This is a genomic window from Ktedonobacter robiniae (genome assembly GCF_016587375.1).
Classification (GTDB): Bacteria; Chloroflexota; Ktedonobacteria; order Ktedonobacterales; family Ktedonobacteraceae; genus Ktedonobacter; species Ktedonobacter robiniae.
The window spans coordinates 291,275-307,007 of the sequence record NZ_BNJG01000005.1 but is presented as its reverse complement, the minus strand read 5'-3'; the positions used below and the strand labels follow the sequence as shown (position 1 = coordinate 307,007).

Annotated in this window: 11 protein-coding genes and 1 pseudogene; 7 read left to right on the top strand and 5 right to left on the bottom strand. The window is 55.2% G+C overall.

The window, feature by feature from the left end; all coding sequences use genetic code 11:
* Positions 1-692: 692 nt before the first annotated feature.
* From JMJ04_RS47735 to JMJ04_RS49345, 3 genes and pseudogenes are all read right to left on the bottom strand, one after another.
* Positions 693-1,010, bottom strand: a complete 318-nt coding sequence (locus JMJ04_RS47735; RefSeq protein ID WP_236039143.1) for a hypothetical protein — start codon at positions 1,008-1,010, stop codon at positions 693-695.
* A gap of 7 nt (positions 1,011-1,017) precedes the next feature.
* The gene (locus JMJ04_RS47730) at positions 1,018-1,314 is read right to left on the bottom strand and encodes a hypothetical protein (protein WP_236039142.1); all 297 of its coding nucleotides are present in this window, start codon (positions 1,312-1,314) and stop codon (positions 1,018-1,020) included.
* Between the two features lie 1,893 nt (positions 1,315-3,207).
* Positions 3,208-4,079, bottom strand: a pseudogene (locus JMJ04_RS49345) (sigma factor).
* Positions 4,080-4,429: 350 nt separating this feature from the next.
* Here JMJ04_RS49345 and JMJ04_RS43850 point away from each other — a divergent pair.
* From JMJ04_RS43850 to JMJ04_RS43825, 6 genes are all read left to right on the top strand, one after another.
* On the top strand, positions 4,430-4,729 hold the full coding sequence (locus tag JMJ04_RS43850; RefSeq protein ID WP_201376111.1) for a hypothetical protein: 300 nt from the start codon (positions 4,430-4,432) through the stop codon (positions 4,727-4,729).
* 539 nt (positions 4,730-5,268) lie between these two features.
* Positions 5,269-5,709: a hypothetical protein gene (locus tag JMJ04_RS43845; protein WP_201376668.1), complete on the top strand. Its 441-nt coding sequence runs from the start codon at positions 5,269-5,271 to the stop codon at positions 5,707-5,709.
* A gap of 394 nt (positions 5,710-6,103) precedes the next feature.
* Positions 6,104-6,649 carry a hypothetical protein gene (locus JMJ04_RS43840; protein ID WP_201376667.1) on the top strand — a complete coding sequence of 182 codons (546 nt, stop codon included), beginning with the start codon at positions 6,104-6,106 and terminating at the stop codon, positions 6,647-6,649.
* A gap of 67 nt (positions 6,650-6,716) precedes the next feature.
* Positions 6,717-8,564 carry a Mu transposase C-terminal domain-containing protein gene (locus JMJ04_RS43835; RefSeq protein ID WP_201376666.1) on the top strand — a complete coding sequence of 616 codons (1,848 nt, stop codon included), beginning with the start codon at positions 6,717-6,719 and terminating at the stop codon, positions 8,562-8,564.
* Positions 8,565-8,674: 110 nt separating this feature from the next.
* On the top strand, positions 8,675-9,619 hold the full coding sequence (locus JMJ04_RS43830; protein ID WP_201374549.1) for a TniB family NTP-binding protein: 945 nt from the start codon (positions 8,675-8,677) through the stop codon (positions 9,617-9,619).
* A gap of 127 nt (positions 9,620-9,746) precedes the next feature.
* Positions 9,747-10,943 (top strand): TniQ family protein, encoded by a 1,197-nt coding sequence (locus tag JMJ04_RS43825; RefSeq protein ID WP_201376108.1) that lies wholly within the window; start codon positions 9,747-9,749, stop codon positions 10,941-10,943.
* Positions 10,944-11,909: 966 nt separating this feature from the next.
* Here JMJ04_RS43825 and JMJ04_RS43820 read toward each other — a convergent pair.
* Positions 11,910-13,148 (bottom strand): IS110 family RNA-guided transposase, encoded by a 1,239-nt coding sequence (locus JMJ04_RS43820; protein ID WP_201371172.1) that lies wholly within the window; start codon positions 13,146-13,148, stop codon positions 11,910-11,912.
* A 391-nt stretch (positions 13,149-13,539) separates the two neighbouring features.
* Here JMJ04_RS43820 and JMJ04_RS43815 point away from each other — a divergent pair, with 391 nt between their 5' ends.
* The gene (locus JMJ04_RS43815) at positions 13,540-14,415 is read left to right on the top strand and encodes a sigma-70 family RNA polymerase sigma factor (RefSeq protein WP_201376107.1); all 876 of its coding nucleotides are present in this window, start codon (positions 13,540-13,542) and stop codon (positions 14,413-14,415) included.
* 205 nt (positions 14,416-14,620) lie between these two features.
* Here the strand turns inward: JMJ04_RS43815 and JMJ04_RS43810 are convergent, their stop codons facing one another.
* Entirely contained in the window at positions 14,621-15,724 is a 1,104-nt protein-coding gene (locus JMJ04_RS43810; protein WP_201376665.1) for a protelomerase family protein, read from the bottom strand.
* Between the last annotated feature and the right edge of the window lie 9 nt (positions 15,725-15,733).

Here is a 15,733-nt window from a genome sequence, read left to right as displayed (position 1 = left end):
AACAACAACGACAGGGCTCGCTCCACCAGGGCGTCCGGGTCTTTGAGCAAGACCTGCTGCTTCAACGTTCCCTGCGTCACTCTGGGTGCGCGCATTCATCTGCACCCATTCCCCCTCCGACAGGTTAAACACTCGCAGCCCAATATGCTCTCGTTCATTCGTCCGGGGATTCTCCAACTATTGTCCTCCGTCACCGGCAACAGGCGGATCAAATGCCGCACCTGCGTGATCGGTTTGCGCAACGAGTCACCAGACAATCCTCGCTGCGTCTTCCACCAGTCTAGTTCACGCTCCCACACCTCACGCAACTGCACCTCTGCTCCACGGTGGCACGACTCACCACGGCTCCAACACCTCGTTCCAGCGCCGCTGCACCCAGCCTAAGATCGCCGCCATCTGCTTCGCCTCCTTCTTCGCCATCACGGCATCATCTTCTTCTCTCCTCAGTATAAAATGTTCCTTCGTTACTGTCAAGTAGGAACAAAGGAACATGCTCTTCCTCCGCAAGAACGGAACGCAGAAAAAGAGGAATGGAGGTGTTACGCGAGAAGAAATGAGACTGAGCGTAAGACCCCTGCCTTGAGGCATGGGGATACAGAGGAAACTGGAAACGTGCGTTTCGAAGGCACCAACTCCACGATGACCGTGAGGGGCAATACCCTGCTGGTGTGGTGCCGATTGTCCTCGTTTCTCTACCGCATTGGCGCATAGCTCGTTCCGGTGTTGTGAAACAGCACCTGCAACCCATTGACCGTCACCACCAGATCAGGATGCTTTGCATCGCCTGAGAAGGTCAGCAGAACCGGGGCCAGATCCGCGCCAGTCCCAACAAGATGAGGGCCTTGTAGGAGTCGGGCGTGTTCTGGATCACCGCCGGGCACCTCAAAGATGACCACCTGGCCTCTGAGGTTCAGAGCCGTAAAGTGAGTTGGCACGCGTGGATCCAGTTCATGGCCGACGATGTGGTCGACGTGCGTCGTTCGCGGATATCCATAGCGCACATCGTCCATGAACGTACTACTCCAGGTGACACCACAGACCCGCGAGGGCGAGCAGCAGCGCACACAACATCCCCAGCCCAAGAGGCAGGAGCCAGCTCCCTCCTCGGGACATCTTTGGCTGTGGCGAGGCCTCCCGCAAGAATTCCGGGACCTCTTCGGTGGGAACAGGGCGCTGCACCCGTGGTTTGGCGAACTGAGATGCACGCGCTGTCTGGACCGCTGGCGCTTTTCCTGGTGACGACATCGGACGGCGGCGCACGACAAGGCTGCGTGGAGCCAGACGTGACTCCTTCTCCTCGAGAGTTGCAGGCATAATGGTTCCCTCCTTTGAGAAGCAAAGCACAACAAAGTCACACAAGAAATAGAGGGCCGACGCCGGGCACAAGAGAGGGAAGCACGCTCGTTCCTACGAAGCATACCTGAACCAGAGGGCCCGACGCAACCCACTTTTCCACGAACTTATCCAGGGGGGTGCAGCGATTGTGGAGAAAACACAAGCCATCGTCACAGCCAGGCCAACTGGGGTGCGGCAAGTTTTTTTTGCGTACAGCTATTGAGGGGCACATGCTTCATCGGGTGTGAAGTCCCTCTTTGGCAGTGATTCCGATTTGCGAAGCAATTCGTGGCAATGAGTCATTCCGGTATCATTTCAAGGTTTTTCGGCACTCTTCCATCTGATTTTTGCGGCTAAGATATGACTCAAATCATTGCCGGTGAGAGGGCATATTCGGATGTAGCCCCTTCTGGCCAGAAATTGATCATATTTTGTGCTGACAGTAAAGCAGTAAAAAAGTATAACTGTTTTACTCTGGCTTGAGCAACGCTGGCCAGGAAAGAAGTTTCGGATATGACACCTCTCACAAAACAACTCTCTTCATGGAAGAGAGCTTAGCAAAGCCCTCTCCATCGCGAAGGGAAGAAAAAGGCATGCTGGTTGTCAGTTGCTGAACAATTTTGCCAAGCTTATGTGCGGCAGGAGGACTTGTTCTGGCAAATCTGGAGAGGACAAACAATCTCTCCCTTTATATATGCTTCACAGAACACTCACTCCTTCTGGCCTGTTTTGAAGATTGGTCCTTTTTGAGCTCTCTTGAAGAGCGCGGGAGCAATGCGTTGCAGTAGTGCCTCCGCATTTCCGTCAATAGCATCGACTGAAAAAACGATCTTGTAAGAATCATCCACTTGTCTGCCATCATCCCACAAACTCCACAACGACGCGCCCTAAGTATTGACTGCTTGCTTCTTGCTGACCAAGGAGTGGCTGACCTTGATGGCTCGATAAAGGGTCAGCAGTGTTTTTGGGGTCCGCCTACAAAACTGCTTTTTTTTTTGCCAGCTGTTCGTAGGGCCTTCATTCTCTCCTATCATTAGACATGTTGTACCTCCTAGTTAAATTTAAATAATGGGGAACGAACACGGTGTACATTCGCAAGCATACACACATCTATTCTGTAAGTGTGTGATTTGACCGTGTTTTTGTCCTGGTCATTGACGCAAAAAAACTTGCCGCACCCGGCCAACTGGCTACCAGCCTGGCTATGATGATGGCTCCCTTTCTCGCGCGACATGGTGAGAGAAAGTGGCTACCGGTTGGCAAAGAGAGGCGCGAAGAGAACATCAAGACACGCCACCATGAATGGACGCTCGCATTCCCTTCCACCACGGCTCCACAATGGCATCATGTCGACTCCATGCTCATGGCAAGCGATCCATTGCCAATGCTCTTCCACCTCGACATCTCTTCCATTCCGCTACAAACACATCTCTTCCATCTATTTCCCTATTCAAGGGCTTGTAAATGAAGCTATTCCATGATACAGTAAAAGATAGAAAGAGGCATTCGCGCGTTGCGCGAATGCCTGCCCCTGGCGTCAAAGAAGCAGGCGCCATTCTTCAAGGGACAGTTATATAGACCCTCAAAAATACACGGGCAGCGAGAGAAGCGGATTACTCCTCTTCTCTCGCCAGCCTCGCACCATCTACGGCTGATCATCATACAACTGATCATGTCGAGCATCCCTTTTGCTCTTTCCCCGATCCGCGCCTTGTCCCCAAAAGCACCAGAGCACTCAGCAACCGTTATCCCCCTGTCCCCACATGCTCGTGATATCGGCAATCACCTTTGGACTACTTGCCCACCGTAAAATATGCTCCTCATGCTCAAATAACCGTTCTCGCAATAACACCCCACAGGGGCGGCGGTTCGTCAGTCGTCGAGGACCGCAAGGTGCACCTGGCGCAGGCGTGCAGGATCGATAATCGTGGTGATCGCGGTGATCTTCCCTCCTCTGATCGAGAGATCAAAGACACCGATCAGCCGCCCGTACGGGGCCACCACGACTCCCACAGAGCCATTCACCAGCACTGTCTGTGTTGCCTGGGCTCGTCCCACAAACTGTTTGGCCACAGCCGCTGCACCATGAATCTCTCCTGCTACGCCGCAGGCACGGACATGGGATCGCGTCGGAGTACCACATCTGGATCGAGCACGGCGAGCAGCGCGTCAAAGTTCCCGACACGCGCGGCGGTGAGGAAGGCTTCCACCACTTCTCGGCTGGCGGACAGGTCCGCATCCTGAATAGGTGCTCTTCCCCGCACCCGGCGGCGGCGCGGCTGGCAAGCTGTCTGGCTGCGGCGACTTCACGCTCCACGAGAGGCGCGATCTCGTCGAAGGGCAGGGCGAAGATGTCGTGCAGCACATAGGCGAGGCGCTCGGCAGGAGTCAGCTGATCGAGCACCACCAGCAGCGCCAGACCCACCGCATCGACCAGTTCGGCTTCTTCCTCGGGGTCGCTTCTGCCAGGCTCTCTCGTGATGGACCCAGCAAAGGACGCTTCCAGGGACTCTTCTCCCGCGATTTCCGCGCGCGCAGCATATCCAGGCAGATCCGCGTGACCGCCCTGCTCAGCCATGCGCCCGGGTTTGAGACGGTGCTTGGTCCGTGCGGACCAGACGCAGCCAGGACTCCTGAACGGCATCCTGCGCCTCGGGAAGGGAACCCAGCATCCGATAGGCCATCGCCTGCAGTTGGGGACGTTCTGCCTCGAAGCGCTTCACCAGCCAGTCTTGTTCATCCATTCCTTCTCTTCCTTCTTTCTCCATTCGTCATACCACCGACGAAGGAAACCGGGCTGATGTGACAGGCTGCCAGCCCGTCTTGGCGCGGAGCTCGCAAGAGAGCAGGATGTTTCCTTCCAATCGCACACGAGTTTGCCCGAATCAGGGAAGAAAACCGGTCACATTCTTTCCGTGTCATACGTCGGGAGGGTGACGAGGGAAACCCAGCCAAGGTGAGAGGGAGTCCCACTCCTCTTGACCGCGCTGACTGGGCAATCTCATCACCATCAAGATACACCTTGGGGGTTGTGTGCACCGCCAGCGGAAAAAGCACCACTTTCCCTCGTGGAAAAGTGAAAGGACCTGTTCCCATGAAAGTAGCGATTTCCCATACCAAAGTCAAGCCTGACAAGCGCGCCGAAATCGATGCGGCGGGCAAGCGCGTGCTCGAGGCGCTTGAACGAGAACGTCCGCAGGGGTTTCTCTATGCCGTCTGCCCGCTCCCCGACGGGGAGACCTTTGTCACGCTCAGCGTCACTGACGACGGCGTCGACAATCCGTTGGTGGCCTTCCCAGAATTTCAGGCGTTCGTCGCGAACTTCAAGACCTGGATCGCTGAGCCGCCAACCGCCGAACAGTTGACGGCTACCAGCTCCTATCGGTCCTTCTAACGACCCAGGAGTCGAGCGTCTGGCGAGTGAGGCAGCCGCTGCCGATCATACTCGCCAGATCCTCTCGGCGATCTCCGGTGAAAAGCCTTGCGAGAAGACGCGAGCCACATGGCTCGTGAAGCTGGTGAGCGCGGCTCGTGAAACAGAGCCGCTTTCCTGTGCTTTCCGTATCGGGTCGCGTCTTTTGGATCGGGCACGCACGAGAGGAACAGAAGCAATGGCACGAGTGACCCATGCAGCCTCCCATCTCTCTTGCAGAGGGAAAAATCCGGATGAGGACCGATCAGAGCGCCGACCGCAGGAATTCCTTGTCCCTTTTGTCGCGTAACTGGATACTCGTCCCATTCGTCTCTTCTCCTCAAGAAGTACGCTGCTTCTACTAGAAAATGATCAAACTCTCTTCTTCTTCTCTGTTAAACCTAAAAGTACCAGTAGCTTGTTTTAAGGATAGATCATGGTGTATATAACAAAGAATAAGTGCACATCCTCCTGGTCTGAGGAGTGCCTAGAGGGGTATGACCATGTTGAAGGGGGGCCACATGTCAACAACACGCTCACGTCACAGCCACACCACCATTCGAGGGAGCATTCCGAGTAAGAAATCGACACGCCGCATGGTTCACTATCTCGGCCTGCTCCAGAGAGCCTACATCTATCTTCTCGAGTATGATCCACTCGTGCTTCACTACGAGGAACATCCCTTTTCCATTTCCTATCGTTCTGGCAAGCAGATTGCTCAGTATACTCCTGACTTTCGCGTCGTCTGGAAACATCAACGCCCCCGGCTCGTCACCTGCCGTCCGCGCATCACTGACCTTGAGCTCGCCGCTTTCACAGCCGCACAGTTGTGGGGTCAGCAACACGACCATGACGTTGCCCTTATCACCGAGGAGACGCTCAGTTGTCACCCGGGTCCTCCTCTCGAATCTCGAAATGCTTGCCGTTCATTCGTTTGCGCCGATTCCACCACCCATCTATGACTACTTACTCACGACCATTCTCTCCATTGGAGGCCCCTTCTCGCCTCTGGACTTGGTTCAACACACCTCCTTGCTTCGCCCTTTTCAGACAAAATCATTTCTCTGGAACCTTGTCTATCACGGTGAGCTCCTCACTGATTTAACACAACCATTAGAGTTCTCCTCGACCTCTCTTCTCTGGAAAGGACACCACTCTCATGCCTCGCCAGCGCATCTCGTCTGTGAACACGAGGGCTCCATCATATCGCCTCCAGCATCTTCCCCCTCCTCGATGACAGATGAGCTTTTATCCCCATCCAGAGCACCGTTCCCGGCAAGAGAGCAAGGGCGAGGAAGTTGGTCTCTGTCTGAGACCAACGATAAGACCATCAGCTAGTGCAAGAAAGCAAACACCATGTCTCAACCAGTTACCTTTGAACCCGGCATCCGGTACCTCTTCCAAGGGCGAGGCTACCAGGTCGTTCTGATCTTAAGCGGTGGCATGCTCGTTGCACGCAATCTTGAAACGAACGCACTCGTTTCTCAGCGTCTCGCCGAACTCTGGCACCATTGGCAAGAGAACACCCTGGAATTTGCTCGCGAAGGACCCAACCTGGACGAGCAAGCAACGACACCACTCAAGACTCGCTCGACCTTTACCGAACTTGCTGACTTGCCACCACACCTCCAGGAGATCGCGCGACATCGCTATCAATTGATTCGTCCACTCCTTCTGTTATCATCTCGCCAGCGCACCAAAGAGGTGGTCGAAGCACGTATTCAAACATACCTCTCGTCTCTCAATCCGGCCAGTGCTCCACACACGCCTCAGCCACTTGAGCCTGAGGAACATCAAACCATGCTTGCATCATCCCCTCACCTTGCTCCTTCTTTGACATCACCCTCGTACGGTTTCGCGTTGGATTCGTCGCTACCAAGAGAGTCACGAAGACATTCGTAGCCTGGTCCCTTCCTATCATCAACGTGGTCCTCGCCACCACCGCTTCAGTCCTCTTCTTGAACATTTCTTGCAAGAAGCCATCAAAGAAACATATCTGACCAACGTTCGCGCTCCAGTGACGCATGTGATCACAGCCTTTAAGAAACGCATCATTCTTGAGAATGCGACACGACCTGCGGAAGAACATCTTCTTGCTCCTGGCAACATGACGATCTACCGCTACATTCAGCGGCTTGACGCCTTGGACGTTGACACGGCTCGATTGGGGAAAGCGCATGCCCAGCGCAAGCACCATCAGACCCAACTCGGTCCTCTCCACACCCGGCCCAATCAGCGAGCAGAACTCGACTTCGCGCGCCTCGACCTTCTCGTTGTTGATCCCAATGATCGCCTCCCTATCGGACGGCCAACCATCGCAGCTATCCGCGATAAGTACACCGGCTACCCTCTTGGGGTCTTTATCAGTTTCGACCCACCCTCGTATCGTGTGGCCATGGAGTGCATGCTCTATGCCTTTTTGCCAAAAGAGCATGTGCAAACACAGTTTCACACCCAACATGCCTACCTGGCCTTTGGCATTCCAGAAGTGCTCGTCGTCGATAATGGCATGGAACTTGATCGAGATTTAGAGCTCGCGTGCTTGCAGTTGGGCATTGAACTCCAACACATGCCAGTACGCAAACCCTGGTTTAAAGGCAGTATTGAACGGTGGTTTCGCACGCTCAATACCGATCTCATTCACGTCACGCCTGGCACCACCTTCTCTCACTTTCTCGAACGCGGTGACTATCAATCTCAGCACCATGCCTGTATCACGCTCGACAAACTCTGGGAACTGCTTCATCTCTGGATTGTCGATGTCTATACGCAAGAGGTTCACCGCGGGGTGGGAGGCCATCCCCGTGGGAAAGGAATACCCGCCAGGCTCTGGGAGCAAGCGCTTGAAGAACACTTTGTTCCACGTCTTCCCCCCAGCCGCAATGACTTACTGGTCCTGGTCAGCAGAACCGCCACACGCACCATTCATCACTATGGCATCGAATTTGAACAGCTACGCTATCAGGACCCCAAGCTGGCCGCACTTCGCAGCAAGCTTGCACGTGCCAAAACATATCGGTCAACGCACAGCGCCATCGCTCGCCATCGGGAAGACGAGATCAAAGAAGGCATCGTCCACATCAAATACTATCCAGGAGACCTCTCACGCATCTGGGTCCTTGATCCTTTTTCCAACCGCTACCTCGAAGTGGAAGCCGTGGACAAAGACTATACCCAACAGCTCTCCTTATGGAAACATCGTGTCATCAAACGCTATGTTCAGGAGGAACTCAAGCGCCAGGTCAATCAGCAGGCTCTTGTGCTCGCCAAAGCGCGCTTGCAGCAATGTATTACGGATGAGATACGTCTGACACGCAAGCTTCGCACCCGCCAGAGCATGACACGCTGGTGGAATGAACAAGTGACGACATGGATCAATGCATCAACGCATGCGGCTGCCGAGACGTTCATCAACACTCCAGTGGACACATCGCAAGACGGAAACAGAGAGGTCACAGAAGAACATGCACCGCTGGAATCTTCTCTTGAAGCCGAGGCAATGGACCCACATTACCACTCAACCACCACAACACTCGCCGGTGTTGCCGATCTCTCTGCCCTCTCGGGGACATACAGGAGCAGGTCTTCCTCCAGCCTGACCAAAATGGACAAACCCCATTCGAGCCATTCCCGCCTCTTTCGTTCGAAGAGTGTACCCCTTTCGACAAGAAACAGCGTCCACCGCGCAAGTCGACCACAGCCCCAAGACACAGGAGAGCGAGACAGGGCCAATCATCGGCCACCGCCCAGGAACCAGAGGAACATATCCCCCCCTTACACACAGGTCAGCAGGAACACACAAGTGAACTCCCATTGACTTCCATAACAGAACTCACAACCACCATTACTGAACGGCAACAATCCTTTGGAATTGCCGTTCGTTCCACACACTGGCGCTCGTAACCGCGCCAAGGAGACGAAGAAACCATGACACAGGATCCTTCACCCACACCCGCATGGCAAACTCTCAGTGATGCTGAACGTTACGCCATCATTGATCACATCCTCATCATGCATAAAGGATTTACCGCCCTGCTTGCAGAACTCGACTACTGCAATCGCTTCACCCAAAGCAGCTCCACACATAATCCACCCTGCTTGGCCATTCTTGGCGAGACTGGAGCTGGCAAAACCACCCTGGTCCAGGAATGGTTAGCACGCAACAACAATACGCGCAGCGAAACACCGCAAGGGAGTATCATCCCCTATCTCTACGTCTCCGTTCCCGCTAAGGCCAGTATTAAAGGCACCGCTGCGGCGTTTCTCTCCACCCTGGGAGATCCCAACCCGGGACGTGGCACCCAATGGAATATGGTCACTCGCCTGCACATGCTGCTCAAAAGCTGCCAGGTACGCATGATCTTCGTCGATGAGTTCCAGCACATTCTCGACCGAGACACCCTCCGCGTCCTCAACGCCGTCACGGATTTCCTCAAAGATATTATCAATCAGAGCAACATCCCGATGATTCTTATCGGGCAAAAAGGGGAAGCAGAACCTATCCTTCAGACCAATCCACAACTCAGCCGACGCGTCGGGACACCTCGCTATATGACCCCGTTTCCCTGGGACCGCTCCCAATCCAAAACCACCGCCGAATTCCGCACGCTTATGGAAAGCATTGATCTCGAACTCCCCCTTGATCCTTCAGGGTTGGGAAGCCTGGACATGGCCTATCGCTTTCACTATGCCACCAATGGATATCTCGGCTGGATTATGCATCTGGTTCGCCATGCCGCGCACCTCGCTATCTCCCAGGGCTGCTCCACCCTCAATCGCATCTTATTAGAGCATGCTTATAACGCCTGCATTGCTGGCACCGTGATGGGCGAGAAAAAAATGAACCCTTTTTCGGTCAAGCGTTTTACCTAAATGCCCAGGCTTTCCGGCCACAAACGCGCCATCTGCGCTCACGACGCCGAGATGGCGCACACCCTGTCACGGACAGTCCGCTCATAGGCTCACACGTGCGCGAGAAAAACAGGAGAGACACGTTCACATGCACACCACCACACACAGCATCGCACCACTGCCAGTGCGCGTTCCTCCACAACCCTGGGAAGACCTGCATTCCTTCCTCACCCGTACCGCCAAACAGATGCACTACGAACGCGTGAATCAGGTCATTCAACCTGAGATGAGTCATTTCCGCATTGCCTCTTCTCAGGTGTCTCTGCTCGCTGAGCGAGCTGACTATCGGTTCCTTTCAGATCTTCTTCTTCTCAGTGAGGAAGCGCTCTACCAGATGACCTTACATCGGTTCTCGGCCCCATTTAAGCACCTCGAATACTTTCCCGTCATCAAAGTTCCTTCTTGGCGCTCCGGCCTCACTGAGTATCTCAAACCGAAAATAGCCCTCCACCACGATCCTATTGAGCGACCGCGGCTTCAACGAGATCTTCACCGCACCTTTTTTCTTCCCAACCAGACCACACAAATCTGCCCTCTCTGCCTCCAGGAGGAGGTCGCCTATGACCGCCTGTACTGGAAAGCCAGATACCTGCTGACCTGTCACAAGCATAGGCTGCTGCTCCTGCGACATTGCCCACACTGCTCCAGGCGCATTCCCTCACAACGGCTTGATCCAACCTCCTGTCCCTATTGCCGACACTCCTATGCTTCCACAGTAACGCTGCGCATCGCACCAGAAGCCATGGGGTTGGTCTCTGGGGATCAGTTGACCCTCCGTGCTCTTGGCGTTCTTCCTCCTCTTGACCATCCATCTATTCCTTTGGAGCTCAATGATCCACGCACCCTCTTACCACCGCAGCAGTATATTGCGCTTCTGCGCGCCTTTTGTATCAGCCTCCATCGTCTCCAACCCGCTGACGTTCAATCGTTGCTGCCCAACGCGTTCACCGCCTTCCTTCACACCAACCAGCTGTTCCAACGTCCCTATCCAGACGCGGTCCCCCCACTCCAAGTCGCCATCACGCACTGGATCTTTAGCGCCTGGCCCGACCATTTCCTCGCCTTTCTCGATGTCCTCGCATGTTGGTCTCGGAAAACAAAAAAAAAGCATGCCTTTGACAACTTCCCCCACCACTTCCTCCTTGGCGACCTCGCCAAAGACGCCCTCGCCATCGTCTCCCACGCCTACCAGCAGTATCAACCAACCTATTCGTTGCAAACCCTTGAGCACCGCATCCAAGAACACCTCGACGCCTGCAATACCGCCTCCTCCTCTTCCCCATAACACCTCAATATGCCTAATGACTATAGGATAAACTGGCAGCTGATGACCCAGCAGAGAGCGCAGTCCAGGAACCTCAAGGACACTATTTCTGGGATTCCCCACAAAACTCCTCTCCTGCACAGACGCCAAGTAGGATCCCACCAATCGTGTCTTTCTTCCCACAATTCCTGTCTTTGGACCCATCTCCCATCGCACTTATCGCGCGCAAAGAAGCCTATCAGCCGACTCCGCCATCACCAAGCCAGGAACACGCTGGAGGGTAAAGACATGTTTTGTGGGAATTCTGTAGGAAAATGACACATGTTGTGGGAAGCAAAGACAGGATTTGTGGGATTTTTCATATGAGGCGAGCTGAGGCAAAGACACTAATTATGAGATCCTACAGCCCGCCGCATCGATTTCGGCGCGCTTGTCAGGCTTGACTTTGGTATGGGAAATCGCTACTTTCATGGGAACAGGTCCTTTCACTTTTCCACGAGGGAAAGTGGTGCTTTTCCGCTGGCGGTGCACACAACCCCCAAGGTGCATCTTGATGGTGATGAGATTGCCCAGTCAGCGCGGTCAAGAGGAGTGGGACTCCCTCTCACCTTGGCTGGGTTTCCCTCGTCATCCTCCCGACGTATGACACGCAAAGATTGTGACCGGTTTCTTCCCTGATTCCTCTGAAAGAGCTGGAGAAAGAGACAAAAACACCCCCCTGTGGGTCAAGTGACCCAAGAGAACCTCATCCGCAAGCTCGTATGCTGGAAGCAGGATTAAGCGATCTGAGTAGGGGTCAGCGTCACCTGATATCCCAACCGTTCAAGCTGCCTGGTTGCCCGTCGCTCAGCATGCTTGCGATCTAATTCCGAAAAGTAGTTTGCTCCTCTTCCTCTGAAAGAGCTGGAGAAAGAGACAAAAACACCCCCCTGTGGGTCAAGTGACCCAAGAGAACCTCATCCGCAAGCTCGTATGCTGGAAGCAGGATTAAGCGATCTGAGTAGGGGTCAGCGTCACCTGATATCCCAACCGTTCAAGCTGCCTGGTTGCCCGTCGCTCAGCATGCTTGCGATCTAATTCCGAAAAGTAGTTTGCTCCTCTTTCCTGATAGGGCTCACCAGTCGTGAGCATGTGATAGTAGATCACCAGAATGCTGTGAGCCACCGCCACGACAGCACGTTTGTTGCCACGACGAGCAGCAATCTGATGATACTGTGCCGAGAGATAGCTGTGCTTGGTTCGAGCGGCGGCATTGGCGGCTTGAACCAGCATCGCTTTAATCCAGCGATTGCCTTTGCGAATGCGTCCACTTTTGCGTTTGCCTCCACTCTCGTTATTGCCAGGACAAATGCCCACCCAGGAGGCGAGGTGAGCGGCATCCGGAAAAGGAGACACATCCGAGCCTATCTCAGCCAGGAGAACTTCGATGATTCGACGGCTACATCCAGGAATAGCATCGAGCCGCTGAATCAACGCCTCCTGAGGGCGCAAGCGCTCCTCAATCTCCCTGTCCAGGCGCGAAATTCCCCGATCATGTCGCTCGATCAGGGAGAGCAGTTCCTGCAAGAGGAGGCGGTGATGGTCCCTCAGGCGTCCACGCAGCGCTTGTGCCAGCGCGTCACGTTTGCTCATCGCACGTCCCAGAGCCAGATCTGCTAACACGGCTGGATCTTCCTCTCCGCGAAGGAGAGCCGAGAGAATCTGCTGTCCTGATTTCCCCATGATATCCGTCAACACGGACGAGAGCTTCAGATTGGTATCTTCCAGCGTTTTGTGGAGCCGATTCACCAGCCGGGTTCGCTCGGCGATCAGAGTTGTGCGCAGACGGGTCAGATCACGAAGCTCTCGTTGTTGGGGTGACGGGATAAAGCTGGGTTTGAGGAGCCCAAACTGCAAGAGTTCGGCGATCCACTCCGCATCCTTTTTATCGGTTTTGCGACCTGGAACGCGTTTGAGATGTTCGGCATTGACAATCATGACCTGCTCAAAGTGCCCTTCCATGAGGTTGAAAGGGGACTTCCAATACACCCCGGTTGACTCCATCGCGATGGCCTGGCACCGCGCTGTTTTCAGCCAGTCAACGCACGAGAGTAATTCACTCGTCATCGTCGAAAAGCGCCGCAGCTCTTTGTGTTGCTGTCCTTTCTCATCGACAGCGAGCAAACATGCCACCAGAAATTGTTTGTGGACATCAATCCCGCAACAGCTTCGATACAGGACTTCCATCAGGGTTCCTCCTTCTGATACGCTGTGGTCAATGGTTAGCGATCAGCGACCAGGAAGTACCCGGCCTGTGAGGTTAGATTCCTCTACGTGCTTCTGGAAAAGAGCGACAACTGGCGGTGCAAACGGGTACCTGGAGACAGCTTCGGGCTCACGCTCATGTTCATAACTGGGCGTCCGTTCTCACCTGGCCGCGATCTCTCCAGTATATCCTCTTTCATCCCTGGTGGTGTCCCGGCACGGGGCATGCTGCTTCGGGCAAACTCGTGTGCGATTGGAAGGAAACATCCTGCTCTCTTGCGAGCTCCGCGCCAAGACGGGCTGGCAGCCTGTCACATCAGCCCGGTTTCCTTCGTCGGTGGTATGACGAATGGAGAAAGAAGGAAGAGAAGGAATGGATGAACAAGACTGGCTGGTGAAGCGCTTCGAGGCAGAACGTCCCCAACTGCAGGCGATGGCCTATCGGATGCTGGGTTCCCTTCCCGAGGCGCAGGATGCCGTTCAGGAGTCCTGGCTGCGTCTGGTCCGCACGGACCCAAGCACCGTCTCAAACCCGGGCGCATGGCTGAGCAGGGCGGTCACGCGGATCTGCCTGGATATGCTGCGCGCGCGGAAATCGCGGGGAGAAGAGTCCCTGGAAGCGTCCTTTGCTGGGTCCATCACGAGAGAGCCTGGCAGAAGCGACCCCGAGGAAGAAGCCGAACTGGTCGATGCGGTGGGTCTAGCGCTGCTGGTGGTGCTCGATCAGCTGACTCCTGCCGAGCGCCTCGCCTATGTGCTGCACGACATCTTCGCCGTGCCCTTCGACGAGATCGCGCCTCTCGTGGAGCGCTCAGAGGGCGCAGCCAGGCAGCTCGCCAGCCGCGCCCGCCGCCGGGTGCGGGGAAGAGCCCATATTCAGGATGCGGACCTGTCCGCCAGCCGAGAAGTGGTGGAAGCCTTCCTCATCGCCGCGCGTGTCGGGAACTTTGACGCGCTGCTCGCCGTGCTCGATCCAGAGGTGGTGCTCCGGCGCGATCCCATGTCCGTGCCTGCGGGCGGAGCAGGAGAGCTTCATGGTGCAGCGGCTGTGGCGAACCAGTTTGTGGGACGTGCCCAGGCAACACAGACTGCGCTGGTGAATGGCTCCGTGGGAGTCGTGGTGGCCCCGTACGGGCGGCTGATCGGCGTCTTTGATGTCTCGATCAGGGGAGGCAAGATCATCGCGATCACCACGATTACCGATCCTGCACGCCTGCGCCAGGTGCTCCTTGCGGTCCTCGACGACTGACGAACCGCCGCCCGTTAAACGCCGTGCTCCCACAGTTCGAGTCGTGCCCGTGCTCACACGACTCGAACTGTGGGAGCACGGCGAGCCGCATGCTCGCGTGATGCGTCGCACCATCGGTCGGAGCCTGCGGAAAAACAGGGCGAGCCGATGAGATAAAAACGAGGGAGACCCATTCTTTCTACGACAGATGGCGAATTGGTATCAGCTATCTGGATCGATTCCAGGGATAGGCATCAGGCTCCTCAGGCAACTGAATATCCTCCTGCACCAGCTCAGTATGTTTGTTATACCCGCGCGGAATATTGAACTCTTGATGATGCTGATCGACTTCAGCCTGATGCTCCTTCAACACAGCACCGATGAGATCCTTGCGACCACCAGCCAGAGCTTTCAATAAACTGACATTGAGAAACCACCGTCGTCTGGGTTCATTGGCACGATTCCACTGCATGATCGCATAGATCGCGCGGCGCAGACGTTCCTTGGTCGCCCCTTCCTGCCGATAGCGCGAAAGCTGAGATGTGGGCATGGCGGCAAAGTGTGGCCCCTCCTGCTTCATCTTCTCCGCTTCATGCAGAAGCCAGGAGGTTACCAAGGCTCGCAGATCGGTCACCTGTTGGCTGAGCAGATAGGTACGGATCTCTTGCAACTGCTGAGCAGAAACATCGAGAGCATCAATCGTCCAGGCAAGAGGTTCCGTTGGCTGAGGCAGTGGGGTCGCCGCTTTAGTAGCCGCTTCATAGCCATCCATCAGGTTGCGTACCACTTCATCCTGATCTTGAGGATATGGAACCATCCTCTCGGAGAGGTCGTCAAAGCGATCGCGCGTGGGGATCGCCAAGCGGATCAAAGAAAAGGTAGCCCCCTCTTTCCTTTTGCCTTTCTTCTTCTTGAGGGGCCGTCCCTCCAGCTTCGGTTCTTTCCTCACGCCCTTCTCCTTTGGTTGAAAGATCTCAAGCACCTCGACGCCAGGCTCCCCTAACTTTCGCCCCTGACGTCGATCAATGGTCCCATCAGAAGCAACGACCACATAATCAAAGTAGTGCAGGGCGGAAGCATAATTACGTTGCTGCTGTTCCACATCCTCCTCACCCACCTTCCCCGCTCCCGGGTGACGCTCTGCCGTGGTCACCAAGCGATGTCCCTGAATTTCGGCAATATAGGCAATGGCTTTCACCTGCTCGGGAGCATACCAGGACACCGCGACGGTGGCATAGACGCTTCTGAGCAGGTGGGTATACAAGGCGTCCCGCTCCTCATCACGCACAGGCACCAGGTCGTGAAAATGGCGATCAGCGGCCTCGCGCACTGCTTGCCC

Excerpts from the sequence above, each read along its gene's own strand:
- JMJ04_RS47735 (WP_236039143.1), bottom strand. The coding sequence starts at position 1,010 with ATGGACGATGTGCGCTATGGATATCCGCGAACGACGCACGTCGACCAC.
- JMJ04_RS47730 (WP_236039142.1), bottom strand. The coding sequence starts at position 1,314 with ATGCCTGCAACTCTCGAGGAGAAGGAGTCACGTCTGGCTCCACGCAGC.
- JMJ04_RS43850 (WP_201376111.1), top strand. The coding sequence starts at position 4,430 with ATGAAAGTAGCGATTTCCCATACCAAAGTCAAGCCTGACAAGCGCGCC.
- JMJ04_RS43845 (WP_201376668.1), top strand. The coding sequence starts at position 5,269 with ATGTCAACAACACGCTCACGTCACAGCCACACCACCATTCGAGGGAGC.
- JMJ04_RS43840 (WP_201376667.1), top strand. The coding sequence starts at position 6,104 with ATGTCTCAACCAGTTACCTTTGAACCCGGCATCCGGTACCTCTTCCAA.
- JMJ04_RS43830 (WP_201374549.1), top strand. The coding sequence starts at position 8,675 with ATGACACAGGATCCTTCACCCACACCCGCATGGCAAACTCTCAGTGAT.
- JMJ04_RS43825 (WP_201376108.1), top strand. The coding sequence starts at position 9,747 with ATGCACACCACCACACACAGCATCGCACCACTGCCAGTGCGCGTTCCT.
- JMJ04_RS43820 (WP_201371172.1), bottom strand. The coding sequence starts at position 13,148 with ATGGAAGTCCTGTATCGAAGCTGTTGCGGGATTGATGTCCACAAACAA.
- JMJ04_RS43815 (WP_201376107.1), top strand. The coding sequence starts at position 13,540 with ATGGATGAACAAGACTGGCTGGTGAAGCGCTTCGAGGCAGAACGTCCC.